Source organism: Streptomyces sp. SAS_281 (assembly GCF_052542855.1).
Map to the genome: position 1 here is coordinate 33,524 of NZ_JBMNDO010000058.1, position 14,556 is coordinate 48,079.

Sequence of the window (14,556 nt, forward strand, 5' to 3'; positions counted from 1 at the left end):
TGACGACGGGAGAACACGGCATGATCCTGGTGACCGGAGCCACCGGAAACATAGGAAGCGCCCTGCTGAGGGAGCTGCACGCCCATGGGGTGGGTCCTCTGAGGGCGTTGACCCGCGACGTCTCACGGGCGGCGTTCCCCGCCGGGGTCGAGGCCGTGGAGGGCGACCTCGCGGTGCCGGAATCCCTGGAGCCCGCACTGACCGGGGCGCGCTCCCTGTTCCTTCCCTCGCGTGTGGGGCCGGACGCGGACATCATCGCGGCGGCGCGGCGGGCAGGCGTGGAGCACGTGGTGCTGGTGTCGTCCATCACCGCCCTGACACATCCGCACCTCGGCCCCGCAGCCGAGAATCTGGCGGTCGAGCGGTTGCTGCAGGACAGCGGCATGGCGTGGACCGTCCTGCGGCCGACCCAGTTCGCCTCGAACGCACTGCTGTGGGCCCCATCGATCCGCGCGGGGGAAGCGGTCCGCGCACCGTTCGCGGACACGGGCCTGCCCACGGTCCATCCCTCGGACATCGCGTCGGTGGCCCGGGTCGCACTGGCCGAGCCCGGCCACCGCGGGCGGACGTACGCCTTGACCGGTCCGGAGCCGATGCCGGCCCGGCAGCAGGTGGAGGCCGTCGCGGCGGCGATCGGGCGCCCCGTGCCGTTCACGGAGATCGGCAGGCCGGAGGCCCGCCGGTGGATGGCCGGCGTCGTCGGGGAGGAGGACGCGGACGCGGTGCTCGATGTCATGGGCGGAGACGCCAATGAGGAACTGCTCGCCGTGCGCGACACCGTCCGCCAGGTCACCGGCGCACCCGCCAGGCCGTTCCGGCAGTGGGCCACGGAGCATGCCGACGCCTTCCGCTGAGGCACGGGACGTGCGGATTCCCGCCTTCCGGAAGTCTTCTGACGCCTCGTCGCGCAAATCCCTTGCACAATGGTCAAGAAACGTTGACCATTGTGGGCATGCCAACCGACGACGTCCCCGAGACGTTTCACGTCACCACCGACGAGCAGCTGCGCGCGGTCTCCAATCTGACGCGCCACCGGATCATGGCCGTGCTCCGCTTCGAGCCGGCGACGATCACCCAGATCGCCGAGCGGGTCGGCCTCGCGAAGGGGAGTTCCAGCTATCACGTGCGACTCCTGGAGCGGGCCGGCCTGGTGAAGGTGGTGCGGACACGCAAGGTGCGGGGCGTCATGGAGCGGTATTACGCGATGGCCGCGCGGTCGATCGAGCTGCCGGATCCGGGCGAGGGAGGGCCCGATGTGCTGATGCGGCACGCGGTGGCGGATCTGGAGGCGTCCCCGGCGGACGGCGAACGGCAGGTGCGGATGGCGCATCTGCGGCTCACGGACGAGCAGTTCGAGGAGCTGGGGGCGCGGCTGCAGGCCCTGGCGGACGAGTACCGGGAGCTTTCCGATCCCTCACTGCCGGACACCTCGCTCGTGTTCGCACTCTTTCATCCCGCACCGGTCCAGCGGAGCGAGGGGGACGCCGGATGAAGACCGGAACAGCAGAGCTGCCGGCCGGATTCGGTCGGCTCTGGACCGCACAGACGGTCTCCTCGCTCGGTGACGGGGTCACGCACGCCGCACTGCCGCTGATCGCGTTCACGCTGACGCGTGACCCGCTGGCACTCGCCGTCGTCACGGCCGCGAGCACGCTGCCGTGGCTCCTCTTCGGGGTCCTCGGCGGTGCGCTCGTGGACCGCTGGGACCGCCGGAGCACCATGTGGGTGGCCGACACCGCTCGTGCGGTGCTGCTCGCGATACCCGCGGTGGCGGCCGGGCTGGACATGCTGAGCATTCCACTGCTGGCGGCAGTCGCGTTCCTGCTCGGCCTCGGCGGGCTCTTCTTCGACACCGCCGCCACGGCCTATCTGCCGGACCTGCTCAGCCGCGACCCGGCGCGGCTGGAGCGTGCCAACTCCCGCCTGCGCGGTGCCCAGACCGCGATGTCCGGCTTCGCGGGACCGCCCGCGGGCAGCGCGCTGCTCGCCCTGGGCCGGGCCGTACCGCTGGTCGCCGACGCTGTGTCCTTCGCGCTCTCCGCGCTCCTCGTGCGCACGCTGCCCGCCATGCCCCGGCCCGTACCGGAGGCCCGTGAGCCGCTGCTCAGGCAGGCCCGGGCCGGAGCGTCCTACGTCTTCCGGGACCAGTTGCTGCTCGGGCTGGCGCTGCGCCCGGCGGTCGGGAACATCGCCTTCCTCGCCGTGGAGACGGTCCTCGTCCTCTTCACCCACGAGCGCCTCGGCATCGGCACGTACGGCTTCGGTCTGCTGCTGACCGCCGAGGCCACGGGCGGCCTGTTCGGCGCGGCCATCGCCTCCCAGCTGGGGCGGCGCCTCGGCATCGGAACCGCGCTGACCTGCACGGCCGCCATCGAGGGGCTGGCGATCCTGGGCCTGGCGTCCGCCTCGAACCCGTACGTGGCCGGGTCGGCGCTCGCCGTCTGCGGGGCGGCCATGGGCGCCACGATGGTGCTCGGGCCCTCCCTGCGGCAGGCGATCGTTCCGGGCCACCTCATGGGGCGGGTCGCCTCCACCTCCCGGATGCTCGCGATGTGCGCCGCGCCCGTCGGGGCCTTCGCCGGCGGCTGGCTGGCGACCGCGTACGACATCCGTACCCCGCTCTATACCGCCGCGGCGCTGCTCCTGACGATGACGGCCGTCACCGCGTCCATGACGAACAACCGCCGCGTCGAAGCGGCGCTGCGTGCGGCCGCCCCGGCCGAGAGGGCCACCCGGGACCGTGCGCCCGACCCGGCGTGAACCCGCACCCCGCGGCCCGCCCGCTCCGTGCCCCACGGAGCGGGCGGGCCGCGCTCACTTGCCCTGTTCCGCCAGCGTGTGCGCGACCAGGGCGTTGGCGTGGCCGTGGCCGAGGCCGTGTTCGGCCTTGAGCCAGGCGACGAGCTCCATGTGCCTGGTCAGGTCGGACGCGCGGATCATGTCCTTCCACTCGTCGACGGGGCGGCCGTACTTCTTCTCGATGGAGGGGAAGTAGCCGGCGGGTCCCTTGACCTGTGCGGTCATGCGGTGCCTCCTTTGATGGGGATGGGTGAACGTCGGTCGTGCCGCCTACCGCGCCTGCGCGCCGCCGAAGAAGGCGGCGAGGGCCGGTGCCATGGCCTGCGGCGAGATGTCGTGCTCCGCCCCCGGGAAGACCTGGAGGGTGAAGTTGTCGCCTGCCGCCGCGAGTTCACGGGCCCCGGTGAGCATGTGCGGCGCCCCCATGTCTCCGCTGCCGACGAGGACGGGCACGGTCACGGACGCCCAGCGTTCGACCGGCAGCGGGCGGCCTGACATGGTGTCGCCCATGACCCGGCCGTCGTAGGAAAGGGTGTGGGCGACGGCTTCCAGGTCCGTCCAGAACGGGGCCTGCCGCATGCCCGCTACCACCTCGCCGGGCACTCCGACCGCCACCGACATGAAGTACTCGACGGCGTCCCCGGACGCCCCGCGGCCGGTCAGCTCCGTCAGGTGCGCCACGTAATCGGCGGGCAGCGGCGGCCGGCTGTCGTCCGTGACGAACGGCGGCTCGTACAGAGCGAGACGCGGGACGGCGCTTCCCCGGGCCGTGGCCTCCAGGGCGAGAACGGCGCCCGAGGACATGCCGAAGAGCATCGCGGAGCCACCGCCGGGGCCCTCGATGAGCGCGTCGATGTCCTCGGTCTCGCGCCGCACCTCGTACGCGGGGCCGTCCCCGCTGTCACCCCGGCCACGGCGGTCGTACGTGATCACCGTGAAGTGCCCGGCCAGCAGTGCGGCGAGCTCGGCGGAGGCGCCCCGGGTCATGAGGGCACCGCCGACGAGCACCACGGACGGGCCCGTGCCCTGCTTCTCGTACGCGATGGCCGTCCCGTCGGCGGAGACGACCTTGTCCACGGTGTTGTCCACGGTCCTGCTCATGCGACATACCCCCATCAATGCACTTCTGACATGGCTTCCTGGCCGCAGCGGGCGGCTGCGGCGTGGAACTGGACGGTACAGTACTCACGACAGTACTGATCAGTCCAGTACTCTTCGGGGGCAGGCGGACGCAGACGTGGAGAGGGAGCCGACGATGGACAGCCGGTCAGCGCGCAAGCACCAGGCGATCCTGGAGGCCGCGACCGATGTGTTCCTGAACAAGGGATACGCGGGCACGAGCATGGACGACATCGCGAAGCTGGCCGCGGTCTCCAAACAGACCGTCTACAAGCACTTCGCGGACAAGGAGAAGCTGTTCGCCGACATTGTGCTGGCCACCACGGACCGCATCGACGCCCTGGTCAATCTGGTGGCCGACATCCCGGCCGACGCGGAGACCCTCGGCGAGAACCTGAACCGGCTCGCCCGGCAGTTCCTCACGGCCCTCACCCAGCCCCGGGTGCTCCAGCTGCGGCGCCTGATCATCGCCAACGCCGACGCCTTTCCCGAGCTCGGCGCCGCCTGGTACGAGCAGGGGTTCGAGCGGGTCCTCGCCACGCTGGCGGACACGTTCCGCCGCCTCACCGACGAAGGGCTCCTCAAGACCCCCGACCCGTTGCTGGCCGCCCACCACTTCTCCGGGCTGCTGCTGTGGATCCCGGTGAACCAGGCCATGTTCCACGGCAGTGCCCAGCACACCGCCGCCGACCTGGACCGCTGCGCGGACGGCGGCATCCGCGCCTTCCTGGCCGCCTATGCCTGAACGCCCGCCTCGCGCGGCATCCACCACCGGGTGGACGCGAGGGCGCCCAGCGCGGCGCCGGCCGCGTTGACCAGGACGTCGTCCACCGAGGAGACCCTGTCGAGCCGGAGCACGTACTGCAGGGTCTCCAGCAGGACCGACAGGCCCGCCCCGAGCGCCAGGACGCGCGGCAGCGACGCCAGCGCGGCGTACCGCATCGGGGCGAAGAATCCGAGCGCGGCGAACACCAGCAGATTGCCGAGCAGCCCGAGCGGCCCCATCGTGACCAGGTCCACCAGCGGGACCAGGCTGACGCGGCCGGGGACCTCACCGGCGTGCGCGCCGGGCATCAGGATGAGCCACACCCACGGCACCGTCCCGTGCACCATGCCCACGTCGGCCAGCGACGCCCGCCGAGCCCGGGCCGGCTCGACGCCCGCCGCCCTGCGCCTGCGCGTCAGGAACCAGCAGATCAGCGCCGAGAGCGGCAGCGCGGCCACCATGGTCAGCATCACGCCGTTGAACGTCCAGAACCAGGCGTACCAGCCGCCGTGCACGACCATGGGCACGGACACCACGAACATGCGCAGCACGAACGGGGCGACGGCCGCCGCGACGACGCCGACGGCGGTGAGCACGACCAGGCGGACGCCTCTGCGGACACGACCGGCTGAGGTGGGCAGTGCGCTGTTCTGATCCATGACCCCTACTCAACACGCGGGGCTGTTGCGGGGACGTATGCGCATTTCCATACGCGGGCGATATGCGCGGTCAGGGTCGCGGCGGAGGTGCGGGGGCGGCGGGCAGTTCGACCGTGACGCGGAGTCCGCCGGCAGGGCGCGGGGCGAGGGTGAGCGTGCCGTGGTGGGCGTGGGTGATGGATCTGACGATGGCCAGGCCGAGCCCCGCGCCGGGGTGGTCGGTGTGCACGCGTTCGGTGCCGCGCTGGAACGGTTCGGTGAGGCGCGGGACGAGCTCCGGTGGGACCGGGTCACCGGTGTTCTCGACGGTGAGCGCCACGGTGTACGGGCTGACCTCGGTGGTGACCCGTACGCTGCCGTGCTCGGGCCGGTTGTGGACGATCGCGTTGTGCACGAGGTTGGTGGTGAGCTGGAGCAGGAGGGCCGGTGAGCCGGTGGTCGGCGCGATGTCGCCGTCGGTCTCCAGGGTGACACCGTGTTTCTCGGCGAGCGGCAGGAGCGTCTCGGTCGCTTCCTCCGCCACGAGGGAGAGGTCGACGTCCTCGCGTGTGAAGGTCTGCCGGTCGGCCCGGCTCAGCAGGAGCAGCGCCTCCGTGAGGTCGATGGCCCGGGTGTTGACGGTGTGGAGGCGGTCGACGAGAGGATCGGTGCCGCGGTCCGGGTCGGCGCGGGCCACGTCGAGCAGTGCCTTCGTCACGGCGAGCGGGGTGCGCAGTTCGTGGGAGGCGTTGGCGGCGAATCTCCGCTGTTCACCGACGTGCGCTTCGAGCTGGGCGAGCATCGCGTCGAAGGCGTCGGCGAGTTCGCGGAACTCGTCCTGCCGTCCGGGGAGCCGGATGCGGTGGGACAGCGAGCCTGCGGCGGCTGTACGGGTGGCCCGCGTGATGCTGTTCAGCGGAGCGAGCATGCGGCCGGCGAGGAACCATCCGCCGCAGAGCCCGAACACCAGCAGGAACGCCAGCGTCATGGCCGCGAGCGGGGCGAAATCGCGTGCGACGGCGAGTTGGTAGTCGGGCACGAAGACCAGCCCGATGTGCGGAACGCGGGTCAGGAACAGCCATCCGGTGACGAGCATCAGGATCCCGGCCAGCAGGACGAACCCGGTGTAGCTGAGGGTGAGCTTGAGGCGGATGCTCGGGCCGGGCCGTCTAGCCACGGTCCGTCGCCCGGCCGCCGGGTGCCGGCGCGGTGTCGATGCGGTAGCCGACGCCCGGCACGGTGGCGATGATCCAGGGTTCGCCGAGCCGCTTGCGCAGGGCCGAGACGGTGATGCGTACGGCGTTGGTGAACGGGTCGGCGTTCTCGTCCCACGCCCGTCGCAGGAGTTCCTCGGCACTGATGACGCCGCCTTCCGCCGCGACGAGGACTTCGAGCACCGCGAACTGTTTGCGGGTCAGCGCGATGTGGCGGCCGTCGCGGTAGGTCTCACGGCGGAAGGGGTCCAGGCGCAGGCCCGCGACCTCCTGCACGGGTGGCCGGCTGTGTGCGCGTCTGCGGTCGAGCGCCCGGAGTCTGAGCACCAGCTCCCGCATGGCGAAGGGCTTGGTGAGGTAGTCGTCGGCACCGAGTCCGAAGCCGGACGCCTTGTCGTCCAGACGGTCGGCGGCGGTGAGCATCAGGATCGGCGTGCCGCCCCCGGAGGCGACGATGCGCGTGGCGATCTCGTCGCCGGAGGGCCCGGGGATGTCCCGGTCGAGGACGGCGATGTCGTAGGTGTTGACGCTCAGCAGTCCGAGCGCGGTGTCGCCGTCGCCCGCGATGTCGGCCGCGATCGCCTCCAGGCGGAGGCCATCGCGGATGGCTTCCGCCATATACGGTTCGTCCTCGACGATCAGCACACGCATGCGGCCATGCTACGAGCCGCCGCATATCGTCGGCGTATCCGAAACGGCGGGCGTCCCCCGCCGGACTCTCCCTACACCTGGCCGGTGGCGAACAGGTCGAGGTGTCCGCACTTCGGACAGCGGAACGCCTCGATCTGCCGGCGCGGCCGGCCCATGCGCTTGGCGCCGCCGAACACACCGCGCTCCAGCGCGCCCTCGATCCAGCGGGCGTATCCGCGCGAGTGTTCGCCGGCGTCCTCGATGAAGCCGTCCTCCAGGCCGACGGTTCCGCAGTGGGTGCACGTGAGGTTGTTCATGCCGCGAGTCTAGGGACGCGCCCGGGACGGAGGGCCCTGCGGCGTCGAACGGTTGCCCAACCGGTACCTACGCATGGGATGCCCCGCCGCCGGGGCACACTGCCGTTGACCGCCACCACCGCGCACACCCGGAGTCGCAGCATGCCCCCTGCCGGCCGCCTGTCGGACGTTCTCGTCTTCACCCGCACCGCGGAGTACCGCCACGACTCGATCCCCGCCGGGCGGGCGGCCCTGCGCGAGCTGGGCCAGGAGCACGGATTCGGGGTGGAGTGCTCGGAGGACCCCTCGGTGTTCACGGACACCTCCCTGGCGGGGCGCGACGCGGTGGTCTTCCTGTCCACCAGCGGGGACGTGCTCACGCCGGAGGGGCGGGGCGCGCTCCGGCGCCGGCTCTCCGACGGCTGCGGTTTCATGGGCGTCCACTCCGCCGCGTGCACCGAGTACGACTGGCCGTACTACGGGGAGCTGATCGGCGCACGCTTCGCGGGGCATCCCGCCTTCCAGCCGGGCACCGTGCTGATCGAGGACCGGGACCACCCGGCGACACGCCACCTGCCGCCGCGCTGGGACCGGGACGACGAGTGGTACGACTTCCGGAGCAACCCTCGCCACCTGCCCGGTGTGCGGGTCCTGGCGACGATCGCCGAGACGGGCTACGAGGGCGGTGGCATGGGGGCCGATCACCCCTTGATCTGGTGCCGCGAGTCCGACGCGGGCCGCGCGTTCTACACGTCCCTCGGACACGCGGAGGACGCCTACACCGATCCGGCGTTCCGCGCCCATCTGCTGGGCGGGCTGCGATGGGCGGCGGCGGACATTCCCTAGGGCCGCCTCCGGCAGTCCGGTGCGGGCGGAAATGCAGGAGACGGGGCCGGGCTTCGTTGGCAGGATGTCCTGGCTCGGCCCCCTACGCGATTGGACCCCGCACCATGCCCCGCGCCGTCACCCTGATCCGCTCCGCCGCCCTCTCCGATGTCGCCGAGTACGCGTACGCGGCCACGGCACCCGCCGAGTCGCGGCTGGTCTTCCTCGCCGGGGCGTGCCCGTTGAACGACGACGGTTCGACGGCGGCGGTCGGGGACCACGCGGGCCAGGCTCTCAAGGCCGTCGAGAACATGGAGGTCGCCCTGCGTGCCGCCGGCGCGTCGCTCCAGGACGTCATCAGTACCCGGGTGCTCGTGGCGTCGAGCCGCCAGGAGGACCTGGTGACGGCCTGGCAGGTGGTCCGCGACGCCTTCGGCGAGCACGACGTGCCCAGCACGCTGATGGGCGTCACCGTGCTGGGGTACAAGGACCAGCTGGTCGAGATCGAGGCGGTCGCGGCCGTGCTCGACGCCTGACACCGGTGGTGTGAGGGCTTACGCGGCCGGGGGCCGTACGCCCATCCACTGTTCGGCGCCCCACGCCTCGAAGCGGTGGATCCCGGTGAAGCCGAGCTTCTCCGCGAGGCGCATGGAGGGGGTGTTGGCCGTCTGGGTGAAGACGACCACGGGTTCGCCGGGGCAGGTCGCGGCGAACCGGTCGAGGACCGCGGCGCACGCCTCGGCGGCATACCCCCGGCCCCATGCCTCGGGCAGCAGCAGGTAGCCCAGTTCGGCCTTCCCGGCCTCCGGGCGGACCGCGTCCGGACGTTCCACGTCGCGGCGTCTGAGCTCGACGGTGCCGACCATCGCCCCGTCGAGCTCGATCACGAAGTGCCCGGGGCGCCTTCCCGGTGTCGCGGGCAGGGCGCGCTCGCAATCGTCGCGCGGGCGGGGGCCGCCCAGATAGGTGTGCACCTCCGGTGAGGCGAACAGCTCGATGAACGCCGGGCGGTCCCGGCTCTCCGATTCCCGCAGCACGAGCCGTGCGGTGTGTATCGGCGCGGGCGGCCAGGGCAGGAAGCTCGGTTCAGCCATGGTCGGGAACCTACCCGACGGCCGTCGTGAGGCCGGGGCTCCGCCGTCACCCGGCATGGGCGATGCTGTTCCCCTGCCCGCCGCCGATTCCGGAGCCTCACCCGTGCTGTTCGCCGTCACCCGAACCGAACTCGTCGCCCTCTTCGGCGAGGACCGGATCGCCACCCTGCCCGCCGCCGGTTTCCCGGCCCCTGCGGCCCGCACCGCGGGAGCCCGCCTCCTGCAGACCGTGGGCGTGCCCACAGGGACGCTCTCCCTCCGGGGCCCCGATCCGGATTCGGGCCTCCTCCCCCTCGTAGGGGAGGTGGCGGACGCCGACGAGCGTGCGGGCGAGTGGCCGGTGATCGGCTGGCTGCTGAACGCGTACCTCGCGCTCGATCCGGTCTCCGGGACGGTGTACGCCGTCGACCCGGACGAGGAGACCGTGCAGGCACTGCACACGGATGTCTCCTCCCTCGTCCACGTCGCCCTGCGGCTTCAGCTGCTGCTGGAGGAGTTCGCCTTCAGCGGTGAGGACGCCGACGAGGAGGCCGGTTTCGAGCGCCTGGACCGCGAGGTGGAGCACATCCGGCGGACGACCAGCGAGGTGGACCCGCTGCCCTTCGGTGACGAGGAGTCCGTGTGGTCGGTGGTCGCCGACGAGATCGCCGCGGGCCGGCGCTTCGCGGCCGGCAGCCCGGGGGCCGTCGCCCTCTACGGCTGACGGGGCCGTGGCGGGTCTGCGACGCGTCGTCAAGTCGCCATTGCCGTCCGGTCGTTGGACCGGGCGACGCTGCCAGGATCAGGACGTTCCCGCTTCCGTGATCCTTGGGGGTTCTCTCCGTGCAGGTCAGATCCATCGTGGCTGCCGCCGGTCTGCTGGCGGCGCTCATACCCGTCGGTGCCGCACAGGCGGCACCGCCCGCCCCGGCCGCCGCCCCACGTGCGCCCGCCCACATCACCACGCTCAGCGTGCCGTTGCCCACCGGTGACTCGGTGACCGTCGAGCGTGCCGGCGACGGCCTCCGTTCGGCGACGGTCACTCCGGCCGCCGGCCGTGAGGGAGTCTCGTTCACCACCAGTTCGGTGGGCGACGGCGACCTCAGCGTCGTACCCGAGGACGCCGAGCCGCTCCTCGCCGCCGGACGCGTCGATCCCCGCCTCTTCGACGTCGGCGCCCTGCTGGACGCGGGCTACGGCGTGAAGGGGACCACCGCCCGGGGCGCCCTCGGCGTGATCGTCCAGCACGGCAAGGGCAAGGGCGCCGCGAACAGGGCGCGGGACGCCGTCGGCGGTGCGGCGCGCCCGGGGCGGGCCATCGACCGGCTCGGCCTGACCGCGCTCGACCCGGACGACGGCGCGGACGCGGCCACCACGTGGAAGCGCCTGACCAAGGACGCCGGGCACTCGCTGGCGGGCGGCGCGACCAAGCTCTGGCTCGACGGCCGGATGCGCGTCGCGCTCGACAAGAGCGTGCCGCAGATCAACGCCCCGCAGGCGTGGGCCGACGGCTACACCGGCAAGGGTGTCACCGTCGCCGTCCTCGACAGCGGTTACGACTCCGGCCATCCGGATCTGGCGGGACGGGTGACCGTCTCGGCGAACTTCCTCGGCGGTGACAGCGCGGAGGACGACAACGGGCACGGCACGCATGTGGCTTCCACGATCGCGGGGGTGGACGGCACGTACCGGGGTGTCGCCCCGGACGCCTCCCTCGCCGTGGGCAAGGTGTGCGACAACACCGGGACGTGCCCCACGTCCGCGCTGCTGGCCGGCATCGACTGGGCGGTCAACACCGTGCACGCCAAGGTGGTCAACCTCAGCCTGGGCGGGCCCGCCGACGAGACGGACCCGGCGATCGCGGTCATCAACGACCTGTCGGCGAGCACCGGCACGCTCTTCGTCGTCGCCGCGGGCAACGACGGCGAGTTCGGGACCGGCTCGGTCGGCGCGCCCGCCATCGCGAACGCCGCGCTGGCCGTGGGGGCTGTCGACTCCGAGGACGAGCTCGCCCCGTTCTCCAGCCGGGGCCCGCGCCCGAGCGACAACGCGGTGAAGCCCGACCTCACCGCGCCCGGGGTCGCCATCGTGGCGGCGAAGATGGGCGGCGGCCACACCGCCAAGAGCGGTACGTCGATGGCGACGCCGCACGTGGCGGGCTCCGCCGCGCTGGTCGCCCAGGCGCACCCGGACTGGAGCGGTGAGCAGATCAAGACCGCGCTGATGAACAGCGCGGTGCCGAACGCGAAGCGTTCCGCGTACCAGCAGGGCACCGGCCGGGTGGACGTGGCCCGCGCCGAGCGGCAGACGGTCCTCGCCTCCCCGGCGAACCTGACGACCACCGCGGGCTGGTCGGACGGGGCGGGCAGGGACACCGAGCACACGGTCACCTTCACCAACTCCGGTGACAGCGACACCTCGCTCGACCTGGCCGTCGAGAAGCCGCTGTCGCCGACCGCCCAGCCGGGCAACGCGGAGCAGTTCTCGGTGGACCGCGACAAGGTGACCGTCCCGGCGCACGGCAGCGCCATGGCCACGGTGACCACGCGTGCCGCCGTGCTCCCGCACGGCCCGTGGTCCGCGGTGCTCACTGCTTCGAAGGGCGGACAGCCCGTCACCCGTACGATCCTCGCGGTCGACAGCGTCCTGCCCAGCCACGAGGTGACGCTGCACGCGGAGCAGCGGGACGGTACCCCGGCGACCGGTTCGGCGCTGATGGTGAACCGCTGGACCGGTGACCGCTACCCGGTCCGCATCACCTCCGGCACCGGTACGGTGACGGTGCCCGAGGCCCAGTACTGGGTCGGCATGACGATCACGAGCGGTGCCGGTGCGGAGCGCTCGACCACCATGGCCGTCACCTCGGTCACCCCGCTCGCGAACAGCGACGTCGACCTGGACGCGCGCACCGCCGTACCGGTCGGGGCCGATGTGCACGACGACGCGGCGCGGGCGACGGCCGTGCAGGCGGCGCTGGCCGTGCCAGCCGGCACGGGGTCGTACACGCTGAGTGTGGTCACCACCGGTGAGCGCGCCGGGGAGTCGCTGTTCGCGACGCCGTTCGCGGACGAGGACGCCACGTACCGTACATTCGCGGTGTTCGCGTCCGAGGGCGCGTCCTCGCAGGCGCCCAGCCCGTTCTTCTACCACGTGGCGCGGACCTGGGGGGCGGGTGTGCCGGCCAAGCCCTCGTTCTCGGTCAGGCGCGGCGACCTGACCGAGGTGCGCGAGCACTTCGACGCACAGGGCGCTCCGGCGGCGGGCACGTCGGCGGCGGCTCCGGACCACGACGTGCTGCTGCCGCTCTTCATCGACCAGTCGGTGCGCTTCCCGTCGGTGGTGCGTGACTTCCGGACGCCCGGTGAGTGGCTCGACCGGGCCACGATCGCCGGCAGTCACTCGCTCACGACCTCGACGGAGACGTTCGACGGGCACTCCGTGCGGCGTCTGGACTTCGCGGCCGCTGTGGTGGGGCCCGGGCTTCCGGCCGCGCCCGCTTACCGGGTGAACGACTCCGTGGTCTGGGCCGGTACACCGTGGTTCGCCGACGGCGACGGCACGCGCGGCGGCTCCGACTGGAGCGCGACCGGCACCCTCACCCTGGCCAGGGACGGGCAGCAGGTGAGTACCTGGAACGCGATGGGCAGGGCGAAGACGGTCACCGTCCCGTCCGGGCCCGGCCGGTACACCCTGAAGGCGGACGTCACCCGTGACCGGGCGTACGCCGCGCTGTCCACCCGGGTCCAGTCGGAGTGGGCGTTCGACTCGGACACCGCCGACAGCGCCGGGACGATCCTGCCCCTGATGGGTGTCCGCTTCACCCCGTACGGCCTGGACGACTCGGGGAGGGCTCTGAGCCTCGTCCCCACGCTGGTGGACATGAGGGTGCAGCGGGCTCCGGGGGCCGCCGAGGCCACGGTCGGCCCCGTCAAGCTGGAGGTCAGCTGGGACGACGGTGGGACCTGGCGCACGGCGAAGGTCACCGAAGGCCGGAAGGGGAAGCCCTCGCACGCCCTCCTGACCGCACCGCCGCGTGCCTCGTACGCCACGCTGCGCGCCACCGTCACGGCGAGCGACGGCAGCACGGTCAGGCAGACGGTGACGCGCGCGTTCGGCGTCAACAAGCCGTGGAGGTAGTCGAACCGAAGGGATGACGGGCCGGTCCCCACTCGGAGGCCGACCGTTCCGGAGGTGGCGAGGTCACGTCATGACGCACTTTCGCCACCGCCGGCCGGGCGGCCGCGAGAGGCCCCTTCAGGCCAGTAATGGCGCGGCGAACGGGCCTCGCGGCGGGGTTTCCGGGCTCGCGACAGGATGAAAGCCGTCGACAACACTGAGGGCCATGCCCGATCTTGGACGACCGAAGTGGACCCACGGGTCCGACGCCTCGCCGGAGCAGGTACGCGCCGCTTTCCGCCGGCTGGCGGAGGACGTGCGGCGCGCCGAGGCAGCCGTGGCCGACCTGGTCCGCGCGCAGCCGCCGGACGAGGCGCCGGTGCGGGTGGAGACCGTGGACGGCGCGGCCGCCCAGGCGCGGCGGATCCTGGAGCTGGAGACGGGTGCGCGGCACTCCTTCCAGGCGTTCCTGACGGGCTTCAACAGGGTCACGCCGGTCCCGGAGACCCTGACCGCACCACGCGACGACCAAAGGGGTGGCGCACGGCTCAGCGCTCCGCCCGAGGTCACCTACCAGCTGCTGGTCGACCGCGATTTCCTCGCCGAGCCCGCGGCGGTGGCGGCGCTGGAGGAGCGGGTGCGGCGCGGCGAGCAGGTCCGGGTGGTCGACAGCCCGCTGCTGAAGCTGGCCGTCGCGGACGGCGAGACCGCGATGGTCCAGTTCAGCCCGGAGCGGGCGGTGCTGATGCGGCAGCCGCTCACCACGCTCGTCACGAAGCTGTTCGCCACCGCGTGGCGGCACTCGCGCCCGTATCTCCGCGAGGTCGCCGAACTCTCGCCGGTGGACCGTCAGATCTTGCAGCTGATGCTCTCAGGCCTGACGGACGCGGCGACGGCGAAGCAGTTGGGCACCTCGCCCCGTACGGTGCAGCGCAGGCTTCGGGCGCTGATGGACCTGGCGTCGGTGACATCCCGGCTCCAGCTCGGCTGGTACGCAATGCGCAACAACTGGATCTGACCGTTCTCCGGTGTCCGGGGCGGGGGGGGGGGGGGGGGGGGGGGGGGGGGGGGGGGGGGGGG

The 14,556-nt window shown here is 72.4% G+C and carries 16 protein-coding genes; 9 read left to right on the plus strand and 7 right to left on the minus strand.

Annotated features, from left to right (window positions below; genetic code table 11):
* The first annotated feature begins 20 nt into the window (after window positions 1–20).
* The 3 genes from ACN6LM_RS21950 to ACN6LM_RS21960 all read left to right on the plus strand — a co-directional run bounded on the left by ACN6LM_RS21950 (window position 21) and on the right by ACN6LM_RS21960 (window position 2,760).
* Window positions 21–854: an NAD(P)H-binding protein gene (locus ACN6LM_RS21950; protein WP_445067079.1), complete on the plus strand. Its 834-nt coding sequence runs from the start codon at window positions 21–23 to the stop codon at window positions 852–854.
* Window positions 855–952: 98 nt separating this feature from the next.
* The gene (locus ACN6LM_RS21955) at window positions 953–1,492 is read left to right on the plus strand and encodes an ArsR/SmtB family transcription factor (protein WP_445067080.1); all 540 of its coding nucleotides are present in this window, start codon (window positions 953–955) and stop codon (window positions 1,490–1,492) included.
* Window positions 1,489–2,760, plus strand: coding sequence for an MFS transporter (locus ACN6LM_RS21960; protein ID WP_445067081.1), 1,272 nt, complete (start codon window positions 1,489–1,491; stop codon window positions 2,758–2,760). Before ACN6LM_RS21955 ends, ACN6LM_RS21960 begins: the two co-directional genes overlap by 4 nt.
* A gap of 54 nt (window positions 2,761–2,814) precedes the next feature.
* On the opposite strand, the gene ACN6LM_RS21965 is transcribed toward ACN6LM_RS21960, so the two are convergent.
* Both ACN6LM_RS21965 and ACN6LM_RS21970 read right to left on the minus strand, forming a co-directional pair.
* Window positions 2,815–3,024: a DUF4287 domain-containing protein gene (locus ACN6LM_RS21965; protein ID WP_445067082.1), complete on the minus strand. Its 210-nt coding sequence runs from the start codon at window positions 3,022–3,024 to the stop codon at window positions 2,815–2,817.
* Between the two features lie 45 nt (window positions 3,025–3,069).
* On the minus strand, window positions 3,070–3,900 hold the full coding sequence (locus ACN6LM_RS21970) for an alpha/beta fold hydrolase (RefSeq protein WP_445067083.1): 831 nt from the start codon (window positions 3,898–3,900) through the stop codon (window positions 3,070–3,072).
* A gap of 154 nt (window positions 3,901–4,054) precedes the next feature.
* Here ACN6LM_RS21970 and ACN6LM_RS21975 point away from each other — a divergent pair, with 154 nt between their 5' ends.
* Window positions 4,055–4,663 carry a TetR/AcrR family transcriptional regulator gene (locus tag ACN6LM_RS21975; protein WP_445067084.1) on the plus strand — a complete coding sequence of 203 codons (609 nt, stop codon included), beginning with the start codon at window positions 4,055–4,057 and terminating at the stop codon, window positions 4,661–4,663.
* On the opposite strand, the gene ACN6LM_RS21980 is transcribed toward ACN6LM_RS21975, so the two are convergent.
* The 4 genes from ACN6LM_RS21980 to ACN6LM_RS21995 form a co-directional block, all read right to left on the minus strand.
* Window positions 4,654–5,343 (minus strand): VanZ family protein, encoded by a 690-nt coding sequence (locus tag ACN6LM_RS21980; RefSeq protein ID WP_445067085.1) that lies wholly within the window; start codon window positions 5,341–5,343, stop codon window positions 4,654–4,656. The two genes, ACN6LM_RS21975 and ACN6LM_RS21980, sit on opposite strands and share 10 nt — an antisense overlap.
* A gap of 70 nt (window positions 5,344–5,413) precedes the next feature.
* Window positions 5,414–6,499 (minus strand): sensor histidine kinase, encoded by a 1,086-nt coding sequence (locus ACN6LM_RS21985; protein ID WP_445067086.1) that lies wholly within the window; start codon window positions 6,497–6,499, stop codon window positions 5,414–5,416.
* Window positions 6,492–7,187, minus strand: a complete 696-nt coding sequence (locus ACN6LM_RS21990; protein WP_445067087.1) for a response regulator transcription factor — start codon at window positions 7,185–7,187, stop codon at window positions 6,492–6,494. Before ACN6LM_RS21990 ends, ACN6LM_RS21985 begins: the two co-directional genes overlap by 8 nt.
* A gap of 71 nt (window positions 7,188–7,258) precedes the next feature.
* Window positions 7,259–7,483 (minus strand): hypothetical protein, encoded by a 225-nt coding sequence (locus tag ACN6LM_RS21995; protein ID WP_164404171.1) that lies wholly within the window; start codon window positions 7,481–7,483, stop codon window positions 7,259–7,261.
* A 141-nt stretch (window positions 7,484–7,624) separates the two neighbouring features.
* Here ACN6LM_RS21995 and ACN6LM_RS22000 point away from each other — a divergent pair, with 141 nt between their 5' ends.
* Both ACN6LM_RS22000 and ACN6LM_RS22005 read left to right on the plus strand, forming a co-directional pair.
* Window positions 7,625–8,308, plus strand: a complete 684-nt coding sequence (locus tag ACN6LM_RS22000; RefSeq protein WP_445067088.1) for a ThuA domain-containing protein — start codon at window positions 7,625–7,627, stop codon at window positions 8,306–8,308.
* Between the two features lie 104 nt (window positions 8,309–8,412).
* Window positions 8,413–8,823 (plus strand): RidA family protein, encoded by a 411-nt coding sequence (locus tag ACN6LM_RS22005; protein ID WP_445067089.1) that lies wholly within the window; start codon window positions 8,413–8,415, stop codon window positions 8,821–8,823.
* A gap of 18 nt (window positions 8,824–8,841) precedes the next feature.
* Here ACN6LM_RS22005 and ACN6LM_RS22010 read toward each other — a convergent pair whose 3' ends face one another.
* A complete protein-coding gene (locus ACN6LM_RS22010) occupies window positions 8,842–9,381 on the minus strand; it encodes a GNAT family N-acetyltransferase (protein WP_445067090.1) in 540 nt (179 codons plus the stop codon).
* Between the two features lie 103 nt (window positions 9,382–9,484).
* On the opposite strand from ACN6LM_RS22010, the gene ACN6LM_RS22015 reads away from it, so the two are divergent.
* The 3 genes from ACN6LM_RS22015 to ACN6LM_RS22025 all read left to right on the plus strand — a co-directional run bounded on the left by ACN6LM_RS22015 (window position 9,485) and on the right by ACN6LM_RS22025 (window position 14,494).
* Window positions 9,485–10,084, plus strand: coding sequence for an SUKH-4 family immunity protein (locus tag ACN6LM_RS22015; RefSeq protein WP_445067091.1), 600 nt, complete (start codon window positions 9,485–9,487; stop codon window positions 10,082–10,084).
* 119 nt (window positions 10,085–10,203) lie between these two features.
* Window positions 10,204–13,497, plus strand: coding sequence for a S8 family peptidase (locus ACN6LM_RS22020; protein ID WP_445067092.1), 3,294 nt, complete (start codon window positions 10,204–10,206; stop codon window positions 13,495–13,497).
* Window positions 13,498–13,702: 205 nt separating this feature from the next.
* On the plus strand, window positions 13,703–14,494 hold the full coding sequence (locus tag ACN6LM_RS22025) for a helix-turn-helix transcriptional regulator (protein WP_445067093.1): 792 nt from the start codon (window positions 13,703–13,705) through the stop codon (window positions 14,492–14,494).
* The last annotated feature ends 62 nt before the right edge of the window (window positions 14,495–14,556 follow it).

Bases quoted from the DNA above. Each gene is read 5' to 3' on its own strand.
- ACN6LM_RS21965 (WP_445067082.1), bottom strand. From the start codon at position 3,024: ATGACCGCACAGGTCAAGGGACCCGCCGGCTACTTCCCCTCCATCGAG.
- ACN6LM_RS21990 (WP_445067087.1), bottom strand. From the start codon at position 7,187: ATGCGTGTGCTGATCGTCGAGGACGAACCGTATATGGCGGAAGCCATC.
- ACN6LM_RS21975 (WP_445067084.1), top strand. From the start codon at position 4,055: ATGGACAGCCGGTCAGCGCGCAAGCACCAGGCGATCCTGGAGGCCGCG.
- ACN6LM_RS21970 (WP_445067083.1), bottom strand. From the start codon at position 3,900: ATGAGCAGGACCGTGGACAACACCGTGGACAAGGTCGTCTCCGCCGAC.
- ACN6LM_RS22000 (WP_445067088.1), top strand. From the start codon at position 7,625: ATGCCCCCTGCCGGCCGCCTGTCGGACGTTCTCGTCTTCACCCGCACC.
- ACN6LM_RS21980 (WP_445067085.1), bottom strand. From the start codon at position 5,343: ATGGATCAGAACAGCGCACTGCCCACCTCAGCCGGTCGTGTCCGCAGA.
- ACN6LM_RS21950 (WP_445067079.1), top strand. From the start codon at position 21: ATGATCCTGGTGACCGGAGCCACCGGAAACATAGGAAGCGCCCTGCTG.
- ACN6LM_RS21995 (WP_164404171.1), bottom strand. From the start codon at position 7,483: ATGAACAACCTCACGTGCACCCACTGCGGAACCGTCGGCCTGGAGGAC.
- ACN6LM_RS22005 (WP_445067089.1), top strand. From the start codon at position 8,413: ATGCCCCGCGCCGTCACCCTGATCCGCTCCGCCGCCCTCTCCGATGTC.
- ACN6LM_RS21955 (WP_445067080.1), top strand. From the start codon at position 953: ATGCCAACCGACGACGTCCCCGAGACGTTTCACGTCACCACCGACGAG.
- ACN6LM_RS21960 (WP_445067081.1), top strand. From the start codon at position 1,489: ATGAAGACCGGAACAGCAGAGCTGCCGGCCGGATTCGGTCGGCTCTGG.
- ACN6LM_RS22010 (WP_445067090.1), bottom strand. From the start codon at position 9,381: ATGGCTGAACCGAGCTTCCTGCCCTGGCCGCCCGCGCCGATACACACC.
- ACN6LM_RS22025 (WP_445067093.1), top strand. From the start codon at position 13,703: ATGCCCGATCTTGGACGACCGAAGTGGACCCACGGGTCCGACGCCTCG.